The sequence below is a fragment of the Rhizobium sp. Root483D2 genome (genome assembly GCF_001426685.1).
Classification (GTDB): Bacteria; Pseudomonadota; Alphaproteobacteria; order Rhizobiales; family Rhizobiaceae; genus Pararhizobium; species Pararhizobium qamdonense.
The window spans coordinates 59,160-76,689 of record NZ_LMFB01000043.1 but is presented as its reverse complement, the minus strand read 5'-3'; the positions used below and the strand labels follow the sequence as shown (position 1 = coordinate 76,689).

The following is a 17,530-nucleotide window of genomic DNA, read 5'->3' as shown; positions in this document are numbered from 1 at the left end:
GTCCGGGGCATATCTGCAGTCGGCATTCATCCGCAACATCACGACGGCGAAAATCACGTTCCTGGATGGCAGTGTGCAGGAATCTGCAATGGCAACGAATGCCGTCGCAGAGCGGAAATTCGACGCGAGCGTCAGCACCGTTACCTTGTCAGGAACATTGGTCAACATCGCTTCGGTGACCATCGGCAAGAATACCGCCGATTACATCGAGGTCGATGCCGTTGTGCGCATCGAGAGCCAGCCGAAACTAAACGACAATCAGGCAGAGGTTGAGGTCAGGCTCCGGGAGGGAACGACGGAAGTGGATACCCAGATCCTGAAATTCCCGGCGCCTGGTGAGCTGCAGGTGGCACGCCTGAAATTCATGGTCGATAGCGGTAACGGCAACCGAACCTATTCGGTCATTGCCCGCGTCAACGCCGGCGCCGCGATCATCGGCCGTCGAAGCCTCGCCGCCAAGCGCGACAAGAAATCCAACGCTTAAAGGAGCCAATATGAGCACGGTCGCTATCAGCCCCGAGGCTGAACTGCAGGAACTCAGGTTCCTGAATAATGCATTGCAGCAGCGAAACATGATCCTCGCGCAGGCAATTGTTGAGCTGAGGGCAATTGTCAACGATCGGGATCAGACGATCACAACGTTGTCGCCTCCATCGTCCGAAAATCCCGAGACCCAGATTGAGCAGGTGCACTGATGGCGTTGCCTACGACCTACAACACCGGAACAGCAACGGTTAACATCAACGAGACGTCCGTTGTCGGGCAGGGAACGACCTGGCTGACATCAGGCGTCCAGGCGGGTGACTTGTTCGCGGCCGCCGGTCTTGATGTCCGCATCGCGACCGTCGTCAGCAATACCAGCCTGACCCTGGCTTATCCATGGCCGGGCGCCACCCGCACAGCGCAGGTTTACGAGGTGCGGTTTACTCCAGACATGACCCGTGCTTTGACTGCTGCGCGTGCGGTTCTCGACGTGCTGACGAATGGTGTGCTCTATGCCATCGCCGGTCTAGCGACGGTTGCGGATCGGGTTCCATATTTTACCGGGACTGGCACTGCCGCTTTGGCGACCTTCACCGCATTTGGCAGGTCTTTGATTGCTGCCGCCAGCGCAGCGGCGGCGCGTACCGTTCTGGGGCTCGCGCCCGTGGCCGCGTCCGGCTCGGCGACCGATCTAACGACAGGCACCCTCCCTGACGCCCGCCTTCGCGCCGGTCTGCAGTCGATCGCCGTGACCGTCACGGACCTTAATACATTGACGCAAACGGGGGTCTACAAAGCTGCAGCGAGCGCGACGGGCTCGGCTGGTAACTCGGGCACCTACCTGCATCTGCAGTATGACGCCTCTTACGCTGTGCAAATATTCTACCATGTATCTTCCGCACTGAGCATGACCCGCATCATCGCCGCCGGCGTTCCTGGGGCGTGGGCCACCGTCTATAACACCGCCGAATGGCTTAATCCCGTCTATGCTCAAATCGCGGGGCCGACCACAGACAAGGCACAATCGCTCGGATCGGCCGCTCGACGATTTTCTGACGTCCGCGCCTCTCAGGTCAACGTTGGCGGTAATGCTGAACTCGCACCTTCTGTGGGTTTGAATGGCGCCAAAGGAACGACGAAAAGCTTTCAGTTTCGGGACGAAGGCATCAATCGGTTTTCCTTATATGCTGACTCGACGGCTTCGACCGGTGGAAATACTGGGACGAACCTGAGGCTGCGGGCGCACAACGATGACGGAACGACAGCGTTCGACGTTCTTGTCTTGGATCGCGTGCTCGGCGTTGTTTCGTTCGGCACGCCTCCAAAATTACCCACCTACACCGTCGCAACGGTACCGTCGGCCAGCCTCTATCCTCGGTGCATGATCTATGTATCGAACGGGGCCAGCAACAAACGCTTTGCCATTTCAGATGGCACCAATTGGCGTTTTCCCGATGGCGAAATTGTTTCGTAGCCCCTCCAAAAAAAGGAACCGACATGCCAATTTCCGACCAGACAATTCCTTATGAAATCCTTATCCGCTTCGACGACGAAGGCGCACCAAAGGGCGCGCATGTGCAAAGCCGCCGCCGCGTCATCATGGATGGCGAAGTGCTCAAAGACGAAATCCTGACTGCTGCCCCGCTCCAGTTGGAGGGCTTTCCGACCAGCGCGATCATGACGACGGCAACCCAGGCGGCGCTGGTCCAGGCTGCAGCTCTCAATTCTCAGATTGAGACGTTGACCGCCGCTGTCACCAGCTGGGAGGCAGATGCTCAATCCGCACACACGGCCAAAGATGCCGCAGTGGCCGCAAAAAATACAGCAGAACAGCAAGTGGGCCAGATGGAATGGCAGGTCAGCCAGACTACTGCGGCGCTGGCTACGGCAAACAGCCGGATCGCTACCCTTGAGGCGATCCTGGCGGCCGCTGAAGCTGCCAACACACTACCCTAATCCCAACCAGTCGAAAGGAAGGCAACATGCCAAACCGCAAACGAACGACGCTCGGCGTCGTGCACGTCACTGCCACGCCTCCGGGCTGGGACAAGGGTGCCGCCGGCATTCGGGCAATCCACAAGGCTCAGGGTTGGTCAGACATCGGTTACAACGAGATCATCAATCCGAACGGCCAGGCCGAGATTGGGCGCGGCAAGATGGCGATCGGCGCCCATGTCGCCGGGTTCAACTCGATCTCCTACGGTCTTTCAATGGTCGGCGGCGTCAATTCGAGCAATCGGCCGGATTTTAACACGATCAAAGATGCGCAGCTCGTTACGCTTGAAAAGCGGATGCGCGAGTTGTCTGCCGACTTCCCGGACATCAAATGGTGCGGCCATCGCGACCTGTCGCCGGATAGAAACGGAAACGGCGTGATCGAGCCGTTCGAACATATCAAGGCTTGCCCCTGCTTCGATGTCATCCCATGGGCGCGCGAGCGCGGCCTGCCGGTGGCGGAGATCAAGGGCACATGGAAAACCATTATCGTCGAACCGGCCAGCGCTCCGGTGCTGGAAGGTCCGGATACCCGCACGGCATATCTGCAGCGGCTTCTTGTTCGCGGCGGCTATGTCCTGGGTCCGATCGATGGGATTGCCGGAAAGAAAACCATCGCAGCCATCCGCGCTTTCCAGTTCTCGTCGAACCTCACCCAGTCCGGTGAATTCGATGCGCCTACCGTTGCTCGCCTCCGGGCGGTCTTCGAACTGAAAACTGCCGCCTAAACCCCTCCCAACATCAAAGGAAATATCATGCGCTCTCTGCTCATCATGGCAGCGGCATGCTTTGCGCTGTCCGCTTGCACCACCACGTCGATCGACACTGCGATCCAAACCAACCTGCCTAAAGCCTGCCAGATCCTTCAGACGGCCCACGTCGCATTCTCGGCCGCTGCGGCAACCGGCAACGTCAAACCCCGCACCGTAGCGAAGGTGAAGGCGGCTTACGGCGGCGTTGCCATCGTCTGCGCCAACCCTGCCGGCGTCACGGCCGCCGATGCGCTGATCCGCGTTGTCTCGGCCTCCGTCGTCATCTCGACGGCGCTCAAAGAAGCTCGCGCTGCCGAATAACTCCTGACCATTGAAAGGACGCTCCCGTGAACATCAACAGCTATCTGCCTACCATCGTTCGCTATGCCATCGTTTCCCTGATGGCGGCCATGTTCACCCACGGCTGGCTGTCGCCAGAGCACAACGCCATCCTGGGTGAGAACCTCGACATCATTGTCTCCGCGCTCGTCGGCCTGCTGACCGTCGTCTGGGCTATGGTAAAGCGCCCGTCTGCCAAGGCGATGGAAGCAGCCAAGGAAATTGATGCGCAAATCCCGGCGAACCAGGACGTGGTGATCCTAACCCCTGGCAGCGCGCCAGACATCACTGTGTCGGCGCCGGGGCAGAAATAATGACGGCGGAGAGCTACGCGGGTCCAGGTATCTGGATCCGCATACAGCACCGCTTCGGCCCGAGGATGATGGAATGGTTTTTGGCGGGCCATACTGCCTTCTGGGGCGCCGTCCTGCTTTATTCCGATGATCTGTTCGCCCAGCCGTCATGGGCTGGCTTCCGGTCAATCTTCGGCGATGCGGCGTTCTTGGGGTGGGCCATGGTGTCGCTCGGCATCCTCAGGGTCGGCGGCCTGATCGTCAATGGCGCGCGGAAGAACGTGACCCCGACGATCCGGCAGGTATCGGCAGGCATCGGGTTCTTCATCTGGTGCGGAATTACCTATGGCTATTGGTCCTCAGGCGTCATTTCAACGTGGCTTGCCATCTATCCGCTGTTCGCGCTTGGCGAGCTGGTAAACATCAATCGTGCCGCGCATGACCAAGGGGAAGCCAGGAATGGAAAATCTCGATAAGCTGCCCCTTCCGTTGCTGATTGCTTTTGGTTTGGGGTTGGCTGTCATCTTTGGAGTTCGTCACCTTGGCCTGCTATCGGGGGAGCGATCCACTCCGGCAGGCAATGCTTCAACCGCTCAGGTCGCCGCAGTTATTGTCGATCCTTCGGCCCTCAACCGCGCTACCGCCGCTATTGAGGCCCAGACCATCGAGAGCATCAATGGGCGGAAGTCGTTTGAGCGGGGCCTCGAATCCCTTTGCCGGGCCGTGGAACGGCTCTGCGACGAGGTGGATGACCTGAAGAAAGAGATGATAAGGCGCGGCAGGTAACTTGCCGATACCCCCATTTGGGGGATGACCCACGCCGGGAAAGGTGCCCAGCCTGTGACTGCAATGGGAGAGTGTGCATGACAAGTTCCATTAGACCGAAGTTAAGGTGCCAGGTCAGCTTTGTAAAAGGAGCTTGGGTGGTTACCGTTTTTAACGGCGACCATACTGAAAACAGGTCGTTCCGTAACGAGATAGACGCGCGAGACTATGGAAAAGCTCGGCTTGATCGGCTCCGCGCGGACATTGGTGCAATCAATATATCCCCGATCAGCCACTGACATATCAGGCGTTTTAATCAACTATTTCTGCCTCGCCATCCACCTTCGTCCACGTCAGTGACCATTCGTCCATGCTGCCCTCATTGTGGATATAGATGCCGTGATCGTGCACCTCAGCATCGAGAGTGGTGAATTGAGGCGGTGCGACGCCTGGCAGGTCCATGACGCGCAGGTAATCACGAAGCTCATCGAGCGTTGTTACGTGCTGAACATCCAATCGACCCGCCACTTTGATGGTCCAAGCGTATATCGTCATGGCGTCTCCTTGCCTCCGCGACCGTGAATGAAAGCATGGCCTTCATTGCTGTCTATCGGGTCCTCTGCTGGATCGGGATCTTCAGCATACGCGAGCCGCAGGTGCTTGATCACATCTTCGATTGCCGAGATCACCTCGAGCGTGCCCCACCCATGCATATTTGCTTGGTCGATGATGACCTTCAGCGGACCCTCAACCTCTTCCTGACAGACGAGATGGCGGTCTTCGTGGGATACCGGGTATTTCGGTGTTTCAATCATCGTCGCTCCTCCATATCGCTGGAGAACTGGCGCTCATCCCGTTGGTTCCATCAGCGGTTCCGCTGACTGTTCTCTTCCAGACTCTTCTTTAGCGCCGCCATGATGTCGATGACATTGTCCTTGCCTCCAACGGGCGCTGTCTTTGCAGTCGCCTTGGCAGGCTTTCTCATAGCCTTTTTCTTCACCGCTATGAGTTCGAGATATCGGTCTTGGATCGGATCAGTGATCGGAGCCCATTTCTTCGTCTGCTGTTTAATCAACTGTTTCATCAGCGGAGCAAGCCCGCCCTCCGGTTTGGCTCTGATGCCGGAGAAATATTCTTCCTCCGGCCTGACCTCGTCACCGTAGCGCAAAGTCCACAGGACAATTCCCTCATCGCGAGGCTCGAGCATTACTGCACGCTCTCGCTGGCCGAACACCAGGCGTGAAATCCCAACCACATTCTCCGAGCGCATTGCGTCTCGGATGACAGCGAAAGCATCTTCGCCCACTTTATCGTTTGGAACGAGGTAGTGAGGCTTTTCGAGCCAAATCCATTCGATCGAGTCGCGCGGCGTGAACAGCTCAATCTCGATCGTGCGGACGCTTTCCAGCGCCACTGCGTCGAAATCTTCCTCCTCGAGGATAATATATTCGCCTTCGCTGCGCTGATAGCCCTTCACCTGGTCATCGGGATCAACTTCCTTTCCAGTGACGTTATCGACGTATCGCGAGGCGACACGATTGCCGGTGGCGCGGTTCATGGTGTGAAAGCGCACCTTTTCGGTGTCGCTCGTTGCCGGTGACAGGGCAACGGGGCAGGTGACGAGTGAGAGCTTAAGGTAGCCCTTCCAGTACGGTTTGACGGCCATGGGTTAACTCGCCTTCTTGCGAGCAGCCGGCCGTGGTGCGGGCGCTGCTCGTTTCGCTGTCGCGGTCCTCGGCTTGGACGCACGCGCTGACCCGAAGCCGGCACTCATCCGAAGTGCTTCCATAAGATTTGTCGATGGCTCGACCTTGGGCTGCTTCTTGACGGAGACCGCTCGCCCTTCGATCTTCGCTTTCACCAGCTCGGCTAGAGCCGCGTCATATCGGTCGTCAAAGGTTTTCGGATCGAATAACCCGGCCTTGGTCTTGATAATATGCTTTGCCAGTTCCAGCATCTCACCTTCGATCTTCAATGCCGGGATCTCGGAGAAGGCGTCCTTTGCCGAGCGAACCTGATAATCAAAGTTGAGAGTGGTGGCGATTAAACCATCGCCATGGGCGCGGATCAAAACCGTTCTTCGCCGTCGAAAGAGCACAGCTTCGGCGAGGGCTCCGACGTTCGATTCTTCCATCGCATCGCGGATCAGTACAAAGGTTTCCTCGCCCAAACGATCGGGCAGGAGGTAGTAGGGTTTGTCGAAGTAGAGATCATCAATCTCTTGGAATGGCACATACGACTGAATTCGGAGTGTCTTATCACTCTGTGGGACCGCTGCAGCAAGTTCGTCCGGCTCGAATAGAACGTAGCGATTGTCATCGACTTCAAAGCCTTTGATCTGGTCTTCTTTCTCGACGACCTTCCATGTGTCGATATCGACATACTCACGCTTCACCCGGTTGCCGGTCTTACGGTTGAGTGTGTTGAAGCTTACCCGCTCCGAGGTCGAGGCGGCGCTGTGCAGCGCTACCGGGCAGCTGATCTCGGCAAACTTCAGAAAACCCTTCCAAAGAGCACGTCCGGCCATATTGATTTCTCCTGATGAGCGCGGATCCAACGTCGAGATAGTACGTTTGTTCCGGCTAATACGCGAATCAATTGTGGCTTTTAGTCGTCTGTCTAGAGTAAGATGAACCAATCCACGGGTATTGCGTTAGAGGAGTCTGTTTCAGCAATCCCATGACAGGAGGGTGATGCAATGAATGCGCAACTCCATATCGACGGGTCGTTTCAGGCCATGCGCCAAGCTCTGGATGACGCCAATCGAGAGTTCGCCAGTTCCGGCGCCGACCGCCACAGAGATGCTCTGCAGCGCCTCGGCCGCGTGATGATGGACTCGATTGCCGAGATAATTGAGACTGATGGTGGAACGGATGGCTACCTTTACGATGCAGACGGCATCGCTCAGGATATCGGGTCTTGTTACCACAAGCTCGTCCAGGCAGAAGAAGCGGCCGAACCGGACTTCAACTCTCGGCAGTCGAGCCACGGCACCTTGAATTACAGACAACAAGGGGTAGGGCAATGATTACAGGCACAGACTTGCTTCAAATCTCACTTGCCCGGGTCAATATGGATCGGACGGATCTCGAGGCAGCTGGGGTGATTGAGCGCGGGGAGGCGGGTGACAAGGCCTGGTCAAACTTCGGGCGCGACATGGATACCTTTATCCTGAAGCTTCCCGAGCAGCGCCGTGCGGCGCTTGCGGCGGCAATTCAAGAGCAAGCCAGCCGACAAGGCGTGGCGCATTAATTAATAGACCGAGACAAGCCATCCCAGTAGTCGGCCGCTACGTGCTCCATGCAGCGCCACTCGGTTTCGCGACCGCGCTCTTTGCCAAACGATCCCCACTTCGTGCAGCCCTCATGTCGGCACCAGTGCTCGAAATGCACCGGGGAGTTCGGGTGGATGGGACGTGTCTCGTCACTCATGCTTCTTCTCCAACTCGTTGATGCCCCAAGCAGCATCCACTGCGCGTGTGGTCTGCGATCGATCCTTAGCACGCCGAGGAGCAAAGTCGCCCATCTCCGGGATTTCCTCGCGCAACTTCTCCAAAATTAGGGTCAGGTCAACGTCGGGCTGTGCGGAGCTGGTCTGTCCTCTTGAATGGAGAAGGCCGGCGTATCTGCGCTGAACTTCTTGAATCTTGACCTCGCCGGCGATCCACTCCTCGATCCAACCCAGGAACACCGGATCAGTTTCGACGCGCAGGCCGTGGGCGATCTTATGCGCGACTGAACGGTTCCAGCGCTCTCGGCGTTCCTCAGGGGTAGTCATAGAGTTGGGCCCTCACTTTTCGTTGGGACTATACCCTTCGCTGCCATGAGCAAATCCAGATCATATTCTGATGGGCCGGAAATCTTGTAAAGCCGGTGGGCCTCTTCGGGCTGCAGCTCATACTTTTTACAAAATTCCTCGACAGAAATGACTTTGCCTCTCCGAGCGCGTTTTTTTGGCCAATCGTTCTGCATGTTTACCTCCCGGAATCAGCGATCCTCGCGCGGCTGCCGGCGAATTTCCGCCTTCATTGGGCAGGCTCATCTAGTTCGCTTTGGGAGGGCGTCAACCAGACTGGTCACGCTCCAAGTCACAAAAAATGCGGTGCTCGTTGCTTAAGCCTTCGCCATTATCTCATCCCATGTGGTCGAGTCTCAGGGAAGCCCTCATACATTGCGAGGCATCTTCCCGATCACGAAATGGCTCCTGCCGCGCTCCTTGCAGTGTATGCACTTCAACTTTGGGCGAAGCGTTTCCAGAAAGGTTGCCTTGCCGAACCTGCGCTGCAACTCCCATCGGTCGAGCCAGTTTGTCCTGCCGCACGACTGACAGCAGGCCCCAAGCACATACCACTCGGAAAGCTTTTCAAAACTCATCCACGCAAGTTCAGCGGCGTTGCCAATTGGCACTGCGTCGCCGCCGCTGGTAAGATCGATACCGCGCCTATGCTTCACCGGAAATTCTCCCGTTCGAAGCCTCCAACTGATTCCAGATTGACGGCCGCATCGCCGTGAATGTTCTGATTACGTTCTCGTTCGGCGGAGAGTCAAGACGGCTTCGAATTGTACATTGAAACTCTTCCTCCGTTGCGCAAGGATGCCTGATGCTGATCGAGGGAGAGATCGAATGTGCGGACGCTATACGAACCTCATGACCTGGGCGGAGCTTCACGCGCTCTACAGCATCCACGAGAAGGCGGCTCCCGCCTCGAACATGCGGCCCGGCTTCAATATCGCCCCGACATCGACAGTCGCGTTTGCTCACAAGGATCGAGAGGGGGAGCTTGTGCTGGATAGCGGCCGCTGGTGGCTGGTCCCTCTCTTCGCAAAGGAATTGCCCAAGGCTGCCATGTTCAATGCCCGGATCGAGACAGTCGATACCTCCGGCGCCTACCGGGATCCATTCAAGTCGAAACGCTGCCTGATTCCCGCCGATGGCTATTTCGAGTGGACGACGAGCGAGGAGGATGGAAAAAAAGACCCGTGGCTGTTGCAGATGCCGGAGGGTCGGCCGTTCTCATTTGCCGGGCTTTGGGCGCACAACGACAAGCTGGGCGTTACCAGTTGCACGATCATCACCGCGCCGGCCGTCGATGAAATCTCGAATATCCACTCCCGCATGCCGGTGATCCTCGATCCGGCCGCCTATGATCAGTGGCTTGACCTTGGGGTGCAGGGCAGCGCCGCCAAAGCGGTCCTGGTGGATAATCAGATCGACAGCAATCTGGAGTTTTTCAGGGTGGGGCGCGAGGTGAACAATTCCCGATATGACGGCACGGATACGAAGAAGCCGATAATCAATTCGCTCTGATCATCCGCTTGATCTGGTCAGCTTGGGTGCGGTGAAACGTTTACATCGTGCCAAGATTATCCAATGAAACGTGGGGCGGTAATTGTAAACCGTTTTGCTGGAAGCCCTGAGAATCCTGGATTGGCTTTCCGCCTTCTAAGCAGGTTGTCGCAGGTTCGAGCCCTGCAGGGGTCGCCAATCTTTTCAAGGGCTTAGCGAGATATCTTTCGCTGTTTGACGGGCGTTTGGCTTTTCCCTCTCAATGTGCACCTCCTCCTCTTGTAGCGCTGCCGCTTTGCAGATGCGCCCAGTCACAGCACCAAAACGACGCGCGCGTATTGGCGCATGCAAGGATCAATTGGAAGGTGGATCGCCTCCAAGATGACAGACGGCAGGAACCACCACGAATGAGGGTCTTCCGAGCGCTCCGGCTCTGCAGCTCAAAGTATCACAAGGAACTTCTGCCCTTGTGGCTGGTTTCCGCTCCATCACAGGAGAAAGACCATGAGCAAAAACATACCGACAGACGGCGCACCCGGCACAACCGATCAGTCCCCGCGTTGGGAAGGTCCGGAAGAAACCAGGCCAAGGGGCTACCTGCCTGCGACGGATGACCCGGACGTCGATCGGGATGCACTGGGTGAAACAATCAGGATCCGGAACGTAACAGCCCTTCGGATTCCCTCAAGATCAAGGAGGATGCAGAGGGCCAGTATGCCAAATCGCGCGCGGACGGTGCAAACTCCGGGGTTGCCAGTGCCAAGCCGACAGTGGTCACGGGATCAGAGGACATAACCGGTCATCGCACTCCGCCTGGCAAACAGGGGCCGGAAAAGGATTGGGATGTCAATTATGACGAAACTGAACCAGACCGTTCCCGCGATTAGCGGATGCCAATGTTGCGCTGGCGTCATATCTTAGCGGCCTACCCCTAAGTGCACAGGGTTTAGGTGGTCAGGAGCTTGCGGGAGGGTTCGGCAGCGTTGCGTGCAGCGCGGCGTCACGGCCAATGGCGTTATCGCCTCTTGGTCGAGACGAGGCTTATCGATGCCAGCGCAACGTCAACGGCCGGTTTTGATCGATTTTAAAGGACGAAAAAACCAATGACGGCGGCGATCGGGACGGGCACCCCTATGACCCAAATCAGCAATTCCCGCATCATAAAATGCCGATAGTCCGACGTCTCGCGCTGAACCGGTAAGGATGGGTGGACGGTTGGAGCTGCCATCACAGCCTCCGCGATAAAAACGAGATTTTAATATTGGGATTGTGATGAGGACAATCCTCATGAATCAGGAGATCGCAGCGCTGCATTGAAATTTCCTCTATTGAACCGCTCTCGTAACGCGTGGTTGCGCGGTTTCGTTCCTTTCACTGCTGCGATGTACCGGAAGGCATTTCTGCTGCATGATGAGACGCATTTCTGCGTGCCCGGAAAACCGCCACGGTGGCAGCGGATGAATGCCCGGCCACCAATACAAGGCCAAAAAAACGGGCCGAAGGCATCTCTGCCATTCGACCCGTCCGGTAAAGGTCGGTAGGGGGAATTTCCAGACATCTGCAGGCAAAAGCACTGCGGATGGGAGGTCTTACAGCGGCATCATGCCTGAATGGCCCCAATTCATTTGACAAAAGGCGCAGGAAATTTGACATTTCTCCCATGTCGCCACGCCCTGTTTCCGATCAACCGCCTTTGACTTCCGATGGAAATGTGGAGGTCGTGATTGTCGTGCTGCCGGAATCCTCGATCATGTCGCTGGCCTCGGTGCTGGACCCGATGCGCGCCGCCAACCGGGTGGCTGGAAAAACCCTGTTCGCGTGGAAAATTCTGTCTCCGGATGGAGAGCCGGTGCTTCTGACCTGTGGCGTCATGATTGCGGTGGATGGGACGTTTTCGGCGAAGGTCCAGGGCGACGGCCTGTTGATCATCGGCGGTTTCAACCTCGATCGCTATGCGCAAAAACCGTTCATCGCCAGCCTGCAGGCGGCTGCGCGGCATTTTTCCGTGGTCGCGGGCATCGAATCGGGCTGTTGGCTCCTGGCGCGCTGCGGACTCGTCAACGGCCGCACAGCGACGGCGCATTGGGAGGAACTGGAGGATTTCGCGCTGGCTTTTCCGGACGTGTCCGTCCGGGCCGACCGGTTCGTGACCGACGGCAAATTCTGGACATCCGGTGGCGCATCGCCGACCTTCGACATGATGCTGCATCTGATCCGGCAGCGTTTTGGCTCATCCGTCGCTCTCGATGTCGCCAGCATCTTTGTCTATGACGAAACCCATGCGGCAACGGATGCCCAGCCGCTGGTGTCTCTCGGCCGCATGGAGGCGCTTGATCCCGGCCTTGCCAAGGCGATCCGCCTGATGGAGCGCACGCTTGACCGGCCCTTGTCGATTGCAGCGCTGGCACGACGCGCCGGGCAGTCGCAGCGCCAGCTCGAAATCCGGTTTGCAAGAGCGCTCAGGATCAGCCCCGGAAGCTACTATCTGCGGCTGCGGCTGCAGGCAGCGCAGCGTCTGGTCGGCGACACCCAACTCAGCATCCGCGAAGTCGCCCTTCGCTGCGGCTTCGATAGCCTGTCATCCTTCTCGCGCGCGTTCAAACGTCAATATGGCGAAAGCCCGCTGAAGCTGCGCCTGGGCCGCCATCCCGGCAAGTGAAGCAGGCATTTGCCGTAGCCGCCCTTCTTTTGCCGTCCTCGATGCCGGCCAATTTGGGGCGATTGTACGAAGAGGCGGGCCGCCATCATCATTGCCCCTTGCCGCAACCCTGCGGCAGCCATATCTCTCTTCGAAATGGAGAGAGAGAACGACAATGAAAACCCTTATTCTGGCCAGCGCAATCGGCCTTTCGACCCTGATGCTCGCCGGTTGCGTTAGCGAAGGACCGTCCTATCAGGGCGACGGCTACACGATGCGTCCGCGTGATACCTTCGACCGCGACGATCGTTATGACCGCGCACGTGACCGGACCGATTATTCCCGTTATTCCCGCGATCGCGACCCGGGCCGCGGCGACCGCAACGACGACGACCGCCGCACGGATCGGCGCGATGACCGGCGCGGCGACGACCGCCGCTGCAGCAACGATCCCCGCTGCGAAGTCCCGGAATACAACCCCGACCGCCCAGGCTACTACCGCCGCGGCTGACGCGGCAATGGGCGCCGGACCCGTAGCGCCGGAATGTTAAGACCAAAACAGCGTCGCCTTCACGGGCGACGCTGCTTTCGTTTGACAATGTGGCGATTCCGCAAAGGGTAGACAAATTCCGTAAGCGTTTGGATGGGACGTCGTCAGGACGGTCAAAACTTCGCGCGTTCCGAGGATGTTTCGCGCGATACCTGAAGACAGAGCCGCAAAAGCTGCTGGGGCCAAACCGCAAGCGATTGTGATATAATAATTATCTGATTTTTTGGTGAGAGCGCAGGGATTCGAACCCTGGACCTACTGATTAAAAGTCAGTTGCTCTACCGACTGAGCTACGCTCTCCCATGGCGGTCTGTGATGACCGGCGGAAGTGGGCGGACATATGCACAGCGCGCTTGTTTTGGTCAACCCAAAAAACGGGCAAAAGTGCAAAAACGATGTTTTCCAAGGAGATCGCCAAAAGGTGATTGGTTTGGGACAGGCTTCGGGGCTAAGACGGCCGGGCTTGTTGCAGGCTGGAGTTTTGACCGAGTGTCCATCGCTGATATTTCCATCTGGACCGCCGTCCTGGCGGGCGCATTGTCTTTCCTGTCTCCGTGCGTCCTGCCGCTGGTGCCGCCCTATCTTTGTTATATGGCTGGCATATCGGTGGATCAGTTTCGCGGCGGTGAAACGCAGGTTGCCTCGACGGGAACACGGCGCGCGGTGTTCGGGGCCGCTTTCCTGTTCACGCTCGGTTTTGCCACGGTTTTCGTGGCTCTCGGGGCAGGGGCATCCAGCATCGGTCTTGTGCTGCGCCAGCATATCGACATTCTTTCGCGCATCGGCGGCATTGTCATTATCATCATGGGCCTGCATTTCCTTGGTGTGTTCCGCATCGGCATTCTCGGGCGCGAGGCGCGGTTTCAGGGCGGCGGAAAGCCGGCGACGCTGTCGGGCGCCTATATTATGGGGCTTGCCTTTGCGTTCGGCTGGACGCCCTGCATCGGCCCGGTTCTCGGCACGATTCTCGGCGTTGCCGCAGCCCGCGACACGGTCACCGATGGCGCCCTGCTTCTTGCGGTCTATTCGCTGGGGCTTGCCATTCCGTTCTGGATTGCGGCTGGGTTTTCCAGCGCTTTCATGAAATTCCTGTCGCGCTTCCGCCGCCATCTCGGCCTGGTGGAAAAACTGATGGGCGTGTTCCTGATCCTTGCCGGCCTTGCCTTCGTCTTTGGTTTTATCAGTTCCATGGCCATCTGGTTCCAGGAAACCTTTCCAGTCCTGATGCAAATCGGCTAAGCACGAACCTCAAACAGAGGTCTCGCACGCAATGGCCGAAATTGCCGGTTTGGTACTGCCGTTTTTCGGCCTGATCTTCGTTGGCTACCTGACGGCGAAATTTGCCCGCAATCAGGCAGGCGAGGGCGCCGGCGATGCCATGGGCTGGCTCAATGTCTTCATCATCTACATTGCGCTGCCGGCTTTGTTCTTCAAGCTGGTATCAAAGACGCCGATTGAGCAGCTCACCCGCTTTGATTTCGTTTTCGCCTCGATCGGTGCGACCTACACCGTCTTTGCTCTGGTGTTTAGCGCCGGCTATCTGATCCGCCGCAATTCGCTCGCCGAATCGACGGTGCAGGGATTGGCCGGGGCCTATGGCAATATCGGCTATATGGGGCCGGGTCTGGCGCTTTTGGCATTGGGCGAACGGGCAGCGGTGCCCGTGGCGCTGATCTTCTGCTTCGAGAATGTCCTGCATTTCATGGTCGCACCGGCGATGATGGCGCTGGCGGGCGGAGAGAAAAGTTCGCCTGCGCGCCTAGTGCTTGGGATTGCCCGGAAAATCCTGCTGCATCCCTTTATCCTCTCCACGATCGCTGGCGTCATCGCCGCGTCCATGTCGTTCCAGCCGCCGCTGCCGGTTCAGCGGCTGATCGACTATCTGGCGCAGGCAGCGGCGCCCTGTGCGCTGTTTGCCATGGGCGTGACCTTGGCGCTGCGGCCGCTGAAGCGCATCCCCGCCGAGATCGCCTATATTGTTCCGGCCAAGCTGATCCTGCATCCGGTGCTGATGTATCTGGTTCTGAGCTTCGTTGGCAATTTCGATCCGGTCTGGGTGCAGACGGCCGTGCTCCTGGCCGCATTGCCGACGGCCACCAACGTCTTTGTCATCGGCCAGCAATATGGCGTCTGGCAGGAACGGGCGTCGGCAACGATCCTGATCACCACCGTGCTCTCGGTGGCGACAGTGACGATGCTGCTTTATCTCATCAGTTCAGGCGCTCTTCCGGCTGATCTTTTCCCGTAACGTCGTGCGCAGGGATTGCAGGGCGCTGCCGGGATTGATGCCTTCGCGCATCATCAGATTACGAAATGGGGCGACGCTTGCCAGGGCCTGCAGGCCGGCCGCGCGCAGCATCTGCACCGGCAGGAAGTCCGACAGCAGCGAGCGATTGAGCAGATCGACGCTGACGGTGCGGCTGAGAATATCCGCGCGCCGCTTGCGGTCGTAGCGTGCACCAAAATCCTCTGGAACCGGCGAGGAACCCAGCAGTGAAACCGCCGCCATGATGTCGCGTAGACTGAGATTGAGCCCCTGCGCGCCGATCGGTGGAAAAGCATGGGCGGCTTCGCCGATCAGGATCGCGCGGCCCTTGCCAAAGGATTTCGCAGCCATGCCGGAAAGGGGAAAGGACTGCGGCGTGCCCTCGATCGTGACTTTCCCGAGCATCGATTGCATGCGCTGCTCCACCGCCAAGCCCAAGGCATCGGCCGAAAGCGCCAGCGTCTCTCCGGTATCTTCCGGCTTCTGGACCCAGACGAGGCTCGATCGCAATCCACCCGGCAGCGGGACCTGCGTGAACGGTCCGTGCGGCGTGTGGAATTCCGTCGAGATCGTCTGGTGGGGCACCTGGTGGGAGAAATTGAGCACCAGCGCACTTTGTGGATAGGACCAATTCCTGACCTCGATCCCGGCTGCGTCGCGCACGCCTGATCTGCGGCCATCGGCACCGATAACGAGGCCGGCGGTGAGGCTGCTGCCATCATCGAGCGTCAGGATCGCCCGGTCCGTCTCGAATTCGACAGCGGTCAGGCTGGTGGTCATCCGGGTGAGGAATTGCCGTTTTTCCGCTTCCTGCTCAAGCAGGGCAAGAAAGGGGGCATTGGGAATATTGTATCCGAACGCTTCGAGCCCGACTTCGGCGGCATGAAAGGTGACCGTCGGCGCACGCAGCAGCCGGTTTGTCGCGTCGATGATTCGCATGCTGGAGAGGGGGGCGGCAAGCGGCTCCACTGCCTCCCACAGGCCAAGCTCGCGGACAAGCGTCAGCGACTGATCCATCAGCGCCGTGGTGCGGCCATCGGCTTTGCCTGCGGCCGGCGCAATCAGCGCAACGCTGCGGCCGGTGTCTGCGAATGCCAGCGCAGCCAGCGATCCGGCCAACCCGGCACCGATAACGGCGATTTCAAAATGCTCCATGGCCTGCGCTTCCCGTCCATTCTTCGGTTGAGGCCGCGATCTTAACTGCCGCAGGCTGCGAATGAAATGGGGTGAAATGGCGCAGATGAATGTCGCATCCACAGTTGATTGGTACGGTTTTGCGGCACCTCGTGATTTTTACTGGCAGCCAAACTCAAACGGTGCATATTACCGCCAATACCCGTGCGACAGTATGGGGACGGGAGTGTGGGCCGTTGAAACGGCCGGTTCAGCATGCTTCCAAGGAAAGCGCAGAGTAAGGACAGGGTGCGTCTGCCGATGAAGTTTTTTAACTACAAGCGCGTGCCCTACGCGGAAATTCGCGCATTTTCCGTTCATATTCTCACCGCATCCGGCTCGTTTCTCGCCTTTCTGGGTGTGGTCGCCGCCGCCGAACACCGCTTCGTCGATATGTTCTGGTGGCTCGGCCTGGCGCTCGCCGTTGATGGGATCGACGGTCCGATCGCCCGTAAGGTCCGGGTCAAGGAAGTGCTGCCCAACTGGTCCGGCGATACGCTCGACAATGTCATCGATTACGTCACCTATGTGCTGCTTCCGGCTTTTGCCCTTTATCAGAGCGGCATGATCGGCGAGCCCTGGTCGTTCTTCGCGGCCGGCGCCATCGTGATGTCGAGCGCGATCTACTATGCCGATATGGGCATGAAGACGGACGAATATTTCTTCTCCGGTTTTCCGGTCGTCTGGAACATGGTGGTGTTCACGCTGTTCGTCATCGATGCCAGCGAACTGGCGGCTTCGATCGTCGTTTTCGTCTCGGTCGTGTTGACCTTCATGCCCATCAGCTTCCTGCATCCGGTGCGCGTCAAGCGTCTGCGGCCGCTCAACCTGGCAGTCTTTACCATCTGGTCGGTGCTGAGCGGCTATGCGCTGCTGTTGCATTTCGACACGCCCGCCTGGGTCGTGGCCGGCGTCGTCGGCACCGGCATCTATCTCTATGTCATTGGTTTCGTCTTGCAGATATTTCCCCGGCTCGGACGGGGTTGAGGA

At 58.3% G+C, this 17,530-nt stretch carries 25 protein-coding genes, 1 tRNA gene and 1 pseudogene; 19 read left to right on the top strand and 8 right to left on the bottom strand.

All coding sequences use genetic code 11. The annotated features are described in order from the left end of the window. From ASD32_RS26920 to ASD32_RS26880, 9 genes are all read left to right on the top strand, one after another. On the top strand, positions 1 to 484 hold a 484-nt coding region (locus ASD32_RS26920; protein ID WP_210171119.1), incomplete at its 5' end, for a hypothetical protein. A gap of 10 nt (positions 485 to 494) precedes the next feature. Beyond that, the gene (locus ASD32_RS26915; protein ID WP_060641112.1) at positions 495 to 695 is read left to right on the top strand and encodes a hypothetical protein; all 201 of its coding nucleotides are present in this window, start codon (positions 495 to 497) and stop codon (positions 693 to 695) included. Then, positions 695 to 1,957: a pyocin knob domain-containing protein gene (locus tag ASD32_RS30415; RefSeq protein ID WP_060641111.1), complete on the top strand. Its 1,263-nt coding sequence runs from the start codon at positions 695 to 697 to the stop codon at positions 1,955 to 1,957. Before ASD32_RS26915 ends, ASD32_RS30415 begins: the two co-directional genes overlap by 1 nt. 23 nt (positions 1,958 to 1,980) lie before the next feature. After that, positions 1,981 to 2,439, top strand: a complete 459-nt coding sequence (locus tag ASD32_RS26905) for a hypothetical protein (protein ID WP_060641110.1) — start codon at positions 1,981 to 1,983, stop codon at positions 2,437 to 2,439. A 26-nt stretch (positions 2,440 to 2,465) separates the two neighbouring features. Then, positions 2,466 to 3,206: a peptidoglycan-binding protein gene (locus ASD32_RS29265; protein WP_082546951.1), complete on the top strand. Its 741-nt coding sequence runs from the start codon at positions 2,466 to 2,468 to the stop codon at positions 3,204 to 3,206. A gap of 27 nt (positions 3,207 to 3,233) precedes the next feature. Continuing rightward, positions 3,234 to 3,551, top strand: coding sequence for a hypothetical protein (locus ASD32_RS26895; RefSeq protein ID WP_060641109.1), 318 nt, complete (start codon positions 3,234 to 3,236; stop codon positions 3,549 to 3,551). 26 nt (positions 3,552 to 3,577) lie between these two features. Next, the gene (locus tag ASD32_RS26890) at positions 3,578 to 3,883 is read left to right on the top strand and encodes a hypothetical protein (protein ID WP_060641108.1); all 306 of its coding nucleotides are present in this window, start codon (positions 3,578 to 3,580) and stop codon (positions 3,881 to 3,883) included. Next, positions 3,883 to 4,338, top strand: a complete 456-nt coding sequence (locus ASD32_RS26885) for a hypothetical protein (protein ID WP_060641107.1) — start codon at positions 3,883 to 3,885, stop codon at positions 4,336 to 4,338. Before ASD32_RS26890 ends, ASD32_RS26885 begins: the two co-directional genes overlap by 1 nt. Continuing rightward, positions 4,322 to 4,648 carry a hypothetical protein gene (locus ASD32_RS26880; RefSeq protein ID WP_060641106.1) on the top strand — a complete coding sequence of 109 codons (327 nt, stop codon included), beginning with the start codon at positions 4,322 to 4,324 and terminating at the stop codon, positions 4,646 to 4,648. Before ASD32_RS26885 ends, ASD32_RS26880 begins: the two co-directional genes overlap by 17 nt. 291 nt (positions 4,649 to 4,939) lie before the next feature. Here ASD32_RS26880 and ASD32_RS26875 read toward each other — a convergent pair whose 3' ends face one another. The 4 genes from ASD32_RS26875 to ASD32_RS26860 are packed head-to-tail and all read right to left on the bottom strand — an operon-like array spanning position 4,940 to position 7,154. Next, positions 4,940 to 5,182 (bottom strand): hypothetical protein, encoded by a 243-nt coding sequence (locus ASD32_RS26875; protein WP_060641105.1) that lies wholly within the window; start codon positions 5,180 to 5,182, stop codon positions 4,940 to 4,942. After that, on the bottom strand, positions 5,179 to 5,442 hold the full coding sequence (locus tag ASD32_RS26870; protein ID WP_060641104.1) for a hypothetical protein: 264 nt from the start codon (positions 5,440 to 5,442) through the stop codon (positions 5,179 to 5,181). The genes ASD32_RS26875 and ASD32_RS26870 overlap by 4 nt, the downstream gene beginning before the upstream one ends. Positions 5,443 to 5,492: 50 nt before the next feature. Continuing rightward, positions 5,493 to 6,293: a Ku protein gene (locus tag ASD32_RS26865; RefSeq protein WP_060641103.1), complete on the bottom strand. Its 801-nt coding sequence runs from the start codon at positions 6,291 to 6,293 to the stop codon at positions 5,493 to 5,495. Positions 6,294 to 6,296: 3 nt separating this feature from the next. Further along, complete coding sequence (locus ASD32_RS26860; RefSeq protein WP_060641102.1) at positions 6,297 to 7,154, bottom strand: Ku protein; 858 nt, start codon at positions 7,152 to 7,154, stop codon at positions 6,297 to 6,299. A gap of 171 nt (positions 7,155 to 7,325) precedes the next feature. Between ASD32_RS26860 and ASD32_RS26855 the strand changes: the two genes are divergently transcribed. Continuing rightward, the gene (locus ASD32_RS26855) at positions 7,326 to 7,655 is read left to right on the top strand and encodes a hypothetical protein (protein ID WP_060641101.1); all 330 of its coding nucleotides are present in this window, start codon (positions 7,326 to 7,328) and stop codon (positions 7,653 to 7,655) included. Then, positions 7,652 to 7,879 carry a hypothetical protein gene (locus ASD32_RS26850; protein ID WP_060641100.1) on the top strand — a complete coding sequence of 76 codons (228 nt, stop codon included), beginning with the start codon at positions 7,652 to 7,654 and terminating at the stop codon, positions 7,877 to 7,879. Before ASD32_RS26855 ends, ASD32_RS26850 begins: the two co-directional genes overlap by 4 nt. 171 nt (positions 7,880 to 8,050) lie before the next feature. Here ASD32_RS26850 and ASD32_RS26845 read toward each other — a convergent pair whose 3' ends face one another. Further along, a complete protein-coding gene (locus ASD32_RS26845) occupies positions 8,051 to 8,404 on the bottom strand; it encodes a hypothetical protein (protein ID WP_060641099.1) in 354 nt (117 codons plus the stop codon). After that, positions 8,401 to 8,598: a hypothetical protein gene (locus ASD32_RS30895; RefSeq protein WP_060641098.1), complete on the bottom strand. Its 198-nt coding sequence runs from the start codon at positions 8,596 to 8,598 to the stop codon at positions 8,401 to 8,403. Before ASD32_RS30895 ends, ASD32_RS26845 begins: the two co-directional genes overlap by 4 nt. Positions 8,599 to 9,220: 622 nt before the next feature. On the opposite strand from ASD32_RS30895, the gene ASD32_RS26830 reads away from it, so the two are divergent. The 5 genes and pseudogenes from ASD32_RS26830 to ASD32_RS26820 all read left to right on the top strand — a co-directional run bounded on the left by ASD32_RS26830 (position 9,221) and on the right by ASD32_RS26820 (position 13,062). Continuing rightward, positions 9,221 to 9,934, top strand: coding sequence for an SOS response-associated peptidase (locus tag ASD32_RS26830; RefSeq protein WP_348270754.1), 714 nt, complete (start codon positions 9,221 to 9,223; stop codon positions 9,932 to 9,934). A gap of 483 nt (positions 9,935 to 10,417) precedes the next feature. Then, a pseudogene (locus ASD32_RS30890) lies at positions 10,418 to 10,614 on the top strand (hypothetical protein); the annotation flags it as partial. Beyond that, entirely contained in the window at positions 10,603 to 10,800 is a 198-nt protein-coding gene (locus ASD32_RS30885) for a hypothetical protein (RefSeq protein WP_082546954.1), read from the top strand. The pseudogene ASD32_RS30890 and the gene ASD32_RS30885, both read left to right, overlap by 12 nt. A gap of 773 nt (positions 10,801 to 11,573) precedes the next feature. After that, on the top strand, positions 11,574 to 12,572 hold the full coding sequence (locus ASD32_RS26825) for a GlxA family transcriptional regulator (RefSeq protein ID WP_060641095.1): 999 nt from the start codon (positions 11,574 to 11,576) through the stop codon (positions 12,570 to 12,572). A 154-nt stretch (positions 12,573 to 12,726) separates the two neighbouring features. After that, positions 12,727 to 13,062, top strand: a complete 336-nt coding sequence (locus ASD32_RS26820; protein ID WP_060641094.1) for a hypothetical protein — start codon at positions 12,727 to 12,729, stop codon at positions 13,060 to 13,062. Positions 13,063 to 13,325: 263 nt separating this feature from the next. Here ASD32_RS26820 and ASD32_RS26815 read toward each other — a convergent pair. Continuing rightward, positions 13,326 to 13,401, bottom strand: a tRNA-Lys gene (locus tag ASD32_RS26815). Between the two features lie 189 nt (positions 13,402 to 13,590). Between ASD32_RS26815 and ASD32_RS26810 the strand changes: the two genes are divergently transcribed. Together ASD32_RS26810 and ASD32_RS26805 are read left to right on the top strand one after the other, a co-directional pair. Further along, positions 13,591 to 14,340, top strand: a complete 750-nt coding sequence (locus ASD32_RS26810) for a cytochrome c biogenesis CcdA family protein (RefSeq protein ID WP_060641093.1) — start codon at positions 13,591 to 13,593, stop codon at positions 14,338 to 14,340. Between the two features lie 31 nt (positions 14,341 to 14,371). After that, entirely contained in the window at positions 14,372 to 15,349 is a 978-nt protein-coding gene (locus tag ASD32_RS26805; RefSeq protein WP_060641092.1) for an AEC family transporter, read from the top strand. On the opposite strand, the gene ASD32_RS26800 is transcribed toward ASD32_RS26805, so the two are convergent. Continuing rightward, the gene (locus tag ASD32_RS26800) at positions 15,317 to 16,522 is read right to left on the bottom strand and encodes a UbiH/UbiF family hydroxylase (RefSeq protein ID WP_060641091.1); all 1,206 of its coding nucleotides are present in this window, start codon (positions 16,520 to 16,522) and stop codon (positions 15,317 to 15,319) included. The two genes, ASD32_RS26805 and ASD32_RS26800, sit on opposite strands and share 33 nt — an antisense overlap. A gap of 279 nt (positions 16,523 to 16,801) precedes the next feature. Between ASD32_RS26800 and pcsA the strand changes: the two genes are divergently transcribed. Further along, positions 16,802 to 17,527: a phosphatidylcholine synthase gene (gene pcsA, locus ASD32_RS26795; RefSeq protein WP_060641090.1), complete on the top strand. Its 726-nt coding sequence runs from the start codon at positions 16,802 to 16,804 to the stop codon at positions 17,525 to 17,527. The last annotated feature ends 3 nt before the right edge of the window (positions 17,528 to 17,530 follow it).

Bases quoted from the DNA above. Each gene is read 5' to 3' on its own strand.
- ASD32_RS26880 (WP_060641106.1), top strand. From the start codon at position 4,322: ATGGAAAATCTCGATAAGCTGCCCCTTCCGTTGCTGATTGCTTTTGGT.
- ASD32_RS26805 (WP_060641092.1), top strand. From the start codon at position 14,372: ATGGCCGAAATTGCCGGTTTGGTACTGCCGTTTTTCGGCCTGATCTTC.
- ASD32_RS30415 (WP_060641111.1), top strand. From the start codon at position 695: ATGGCGTTGCCTACGACCTACAACACCGGAACAGCAACGGTTAACATC.
- ASD32_RS30895 (WP_060641098.1), bottom strand. From the start codon at position 8,598: ATGCAGAACGATTGGCCAAAAAAACGCGCTCGGAGAGGCAAAGTCATT.
- ASD32_RS26825 (WP_060641095.1), top strand. From the start codon at position 11,574: ATGTCGCCACGCCCTGTTTCCGATCAACCGCCTTTGACTTCCGATGGA.
- ASD32_RS26895 (WP_060641109.1), top strand. From the start codon at position 3,234: ATGCGCTCTCTGCTCATCATGGCAGCGGCATGCTTTGCGCTGTCCGCT.
- pcsA (WP_060641090.1), top strand. From the start codon at position 16,802: ATGAAGTTTTTTAACTACAAGCGCGTGCCCTACGCGGAAATTCGCGCA.
- ASD32_RS26850 (WP_060641100.1), top strand. From the start codon at position 7,652: ATGATTACAGGCACAGACTTGCTTCAAATCTCACTTGCCCGGGTCAAT.
- ASD32_RS26875 (WP_060641105.1), bottom strand. From the start codon at position 5,182: ATGACGATATACGCTTGGACCATCAAAGTGGCGGGTCGATTGGATGTT.
- ASD32_RS26820 (WP_060641094.1), top strand. From the start codon at position 12,727: ATGAAAACCCTTATTCTGGCCAGCGCAATCGGCCTTTCGACCCTGATG.
- ASD32_RS26915 (WP_060641112.1), top strand. From the start codon at position 495: ATGAGCACGGTCGCTATCAGCCCCGAGGCTGAACTGCAGGAACTCAGG.
- ASD32_RS26855 (WP_060641101.1), top strand. From the start codon at position 7,326: ATGAATGCGCAACTCCATATCGACGGGTCGTTTCAGGCCATGCGCCAA.
- ASD32_RS26845 (WP_060641099.1), bottom strand. From the start codon at position 8,404: ATGACTACCCCTGAGGAACGCCGAGAGCGCTGGAACCGTTCAGTCGCG.
- ASD32_RS29265 (WP_082546951.1), top strand. From the start codon at position 2,466: ATGCCAAACCGCAAACGAACGACGCTCGGCGTCGTGCACGTCACTGCC.
- ASD32_RS26870 (WP_060641104.1), bottom strand. From the start codon at position 5,442: ATGATTGAAACACCGAAATACCCGGTATCCCACGAAGACCGCCATCTC.
- ASD32_RS26860 (WP_060641102.1), bottom strand. From the start codon at position 7,154: ATGGCCGGACGTGCTCTTTGGAAGGGTTTTCTGAAGTTTGCCGAGATC.
- ASD32_RS26885 (WP_060641107.1), top strand. From the start codon at position 3,883: ATGACGGCGGAGAGCTACGCGGGTCCAGGTATCTGGATCCGCATACAG.
- ASD32_RS26800 (WP_060641091.1), bottom strand. From the start codon at position 16,522: ATGGAGCATTTTGAAATCGCCGTTATCGGTGCCGGGTTGGCCGGATCG.
- ASD32_RS26865 (WP_060641103.1), bottom strand. From the start codon at position 6,293: ATGGCCGTCAAACCGTACTGGAAGGGCTACCTTAAGCTCTCACTCGTC.
- ASD32_RS26905 (WP_060641110.1), top strand. From the start codon at position 1,981: ATGCCAATTTCCGACCAGACAATTCCTTATGAAATCCTTATCCGCTTC.
- ASD32_RS26830 (WP_348270754.1), top strand. From the start codon at position 9,221: ATGCCTGATGCTGATCGAGGGAGAGATCGAATGTGCGGACGCTATACG.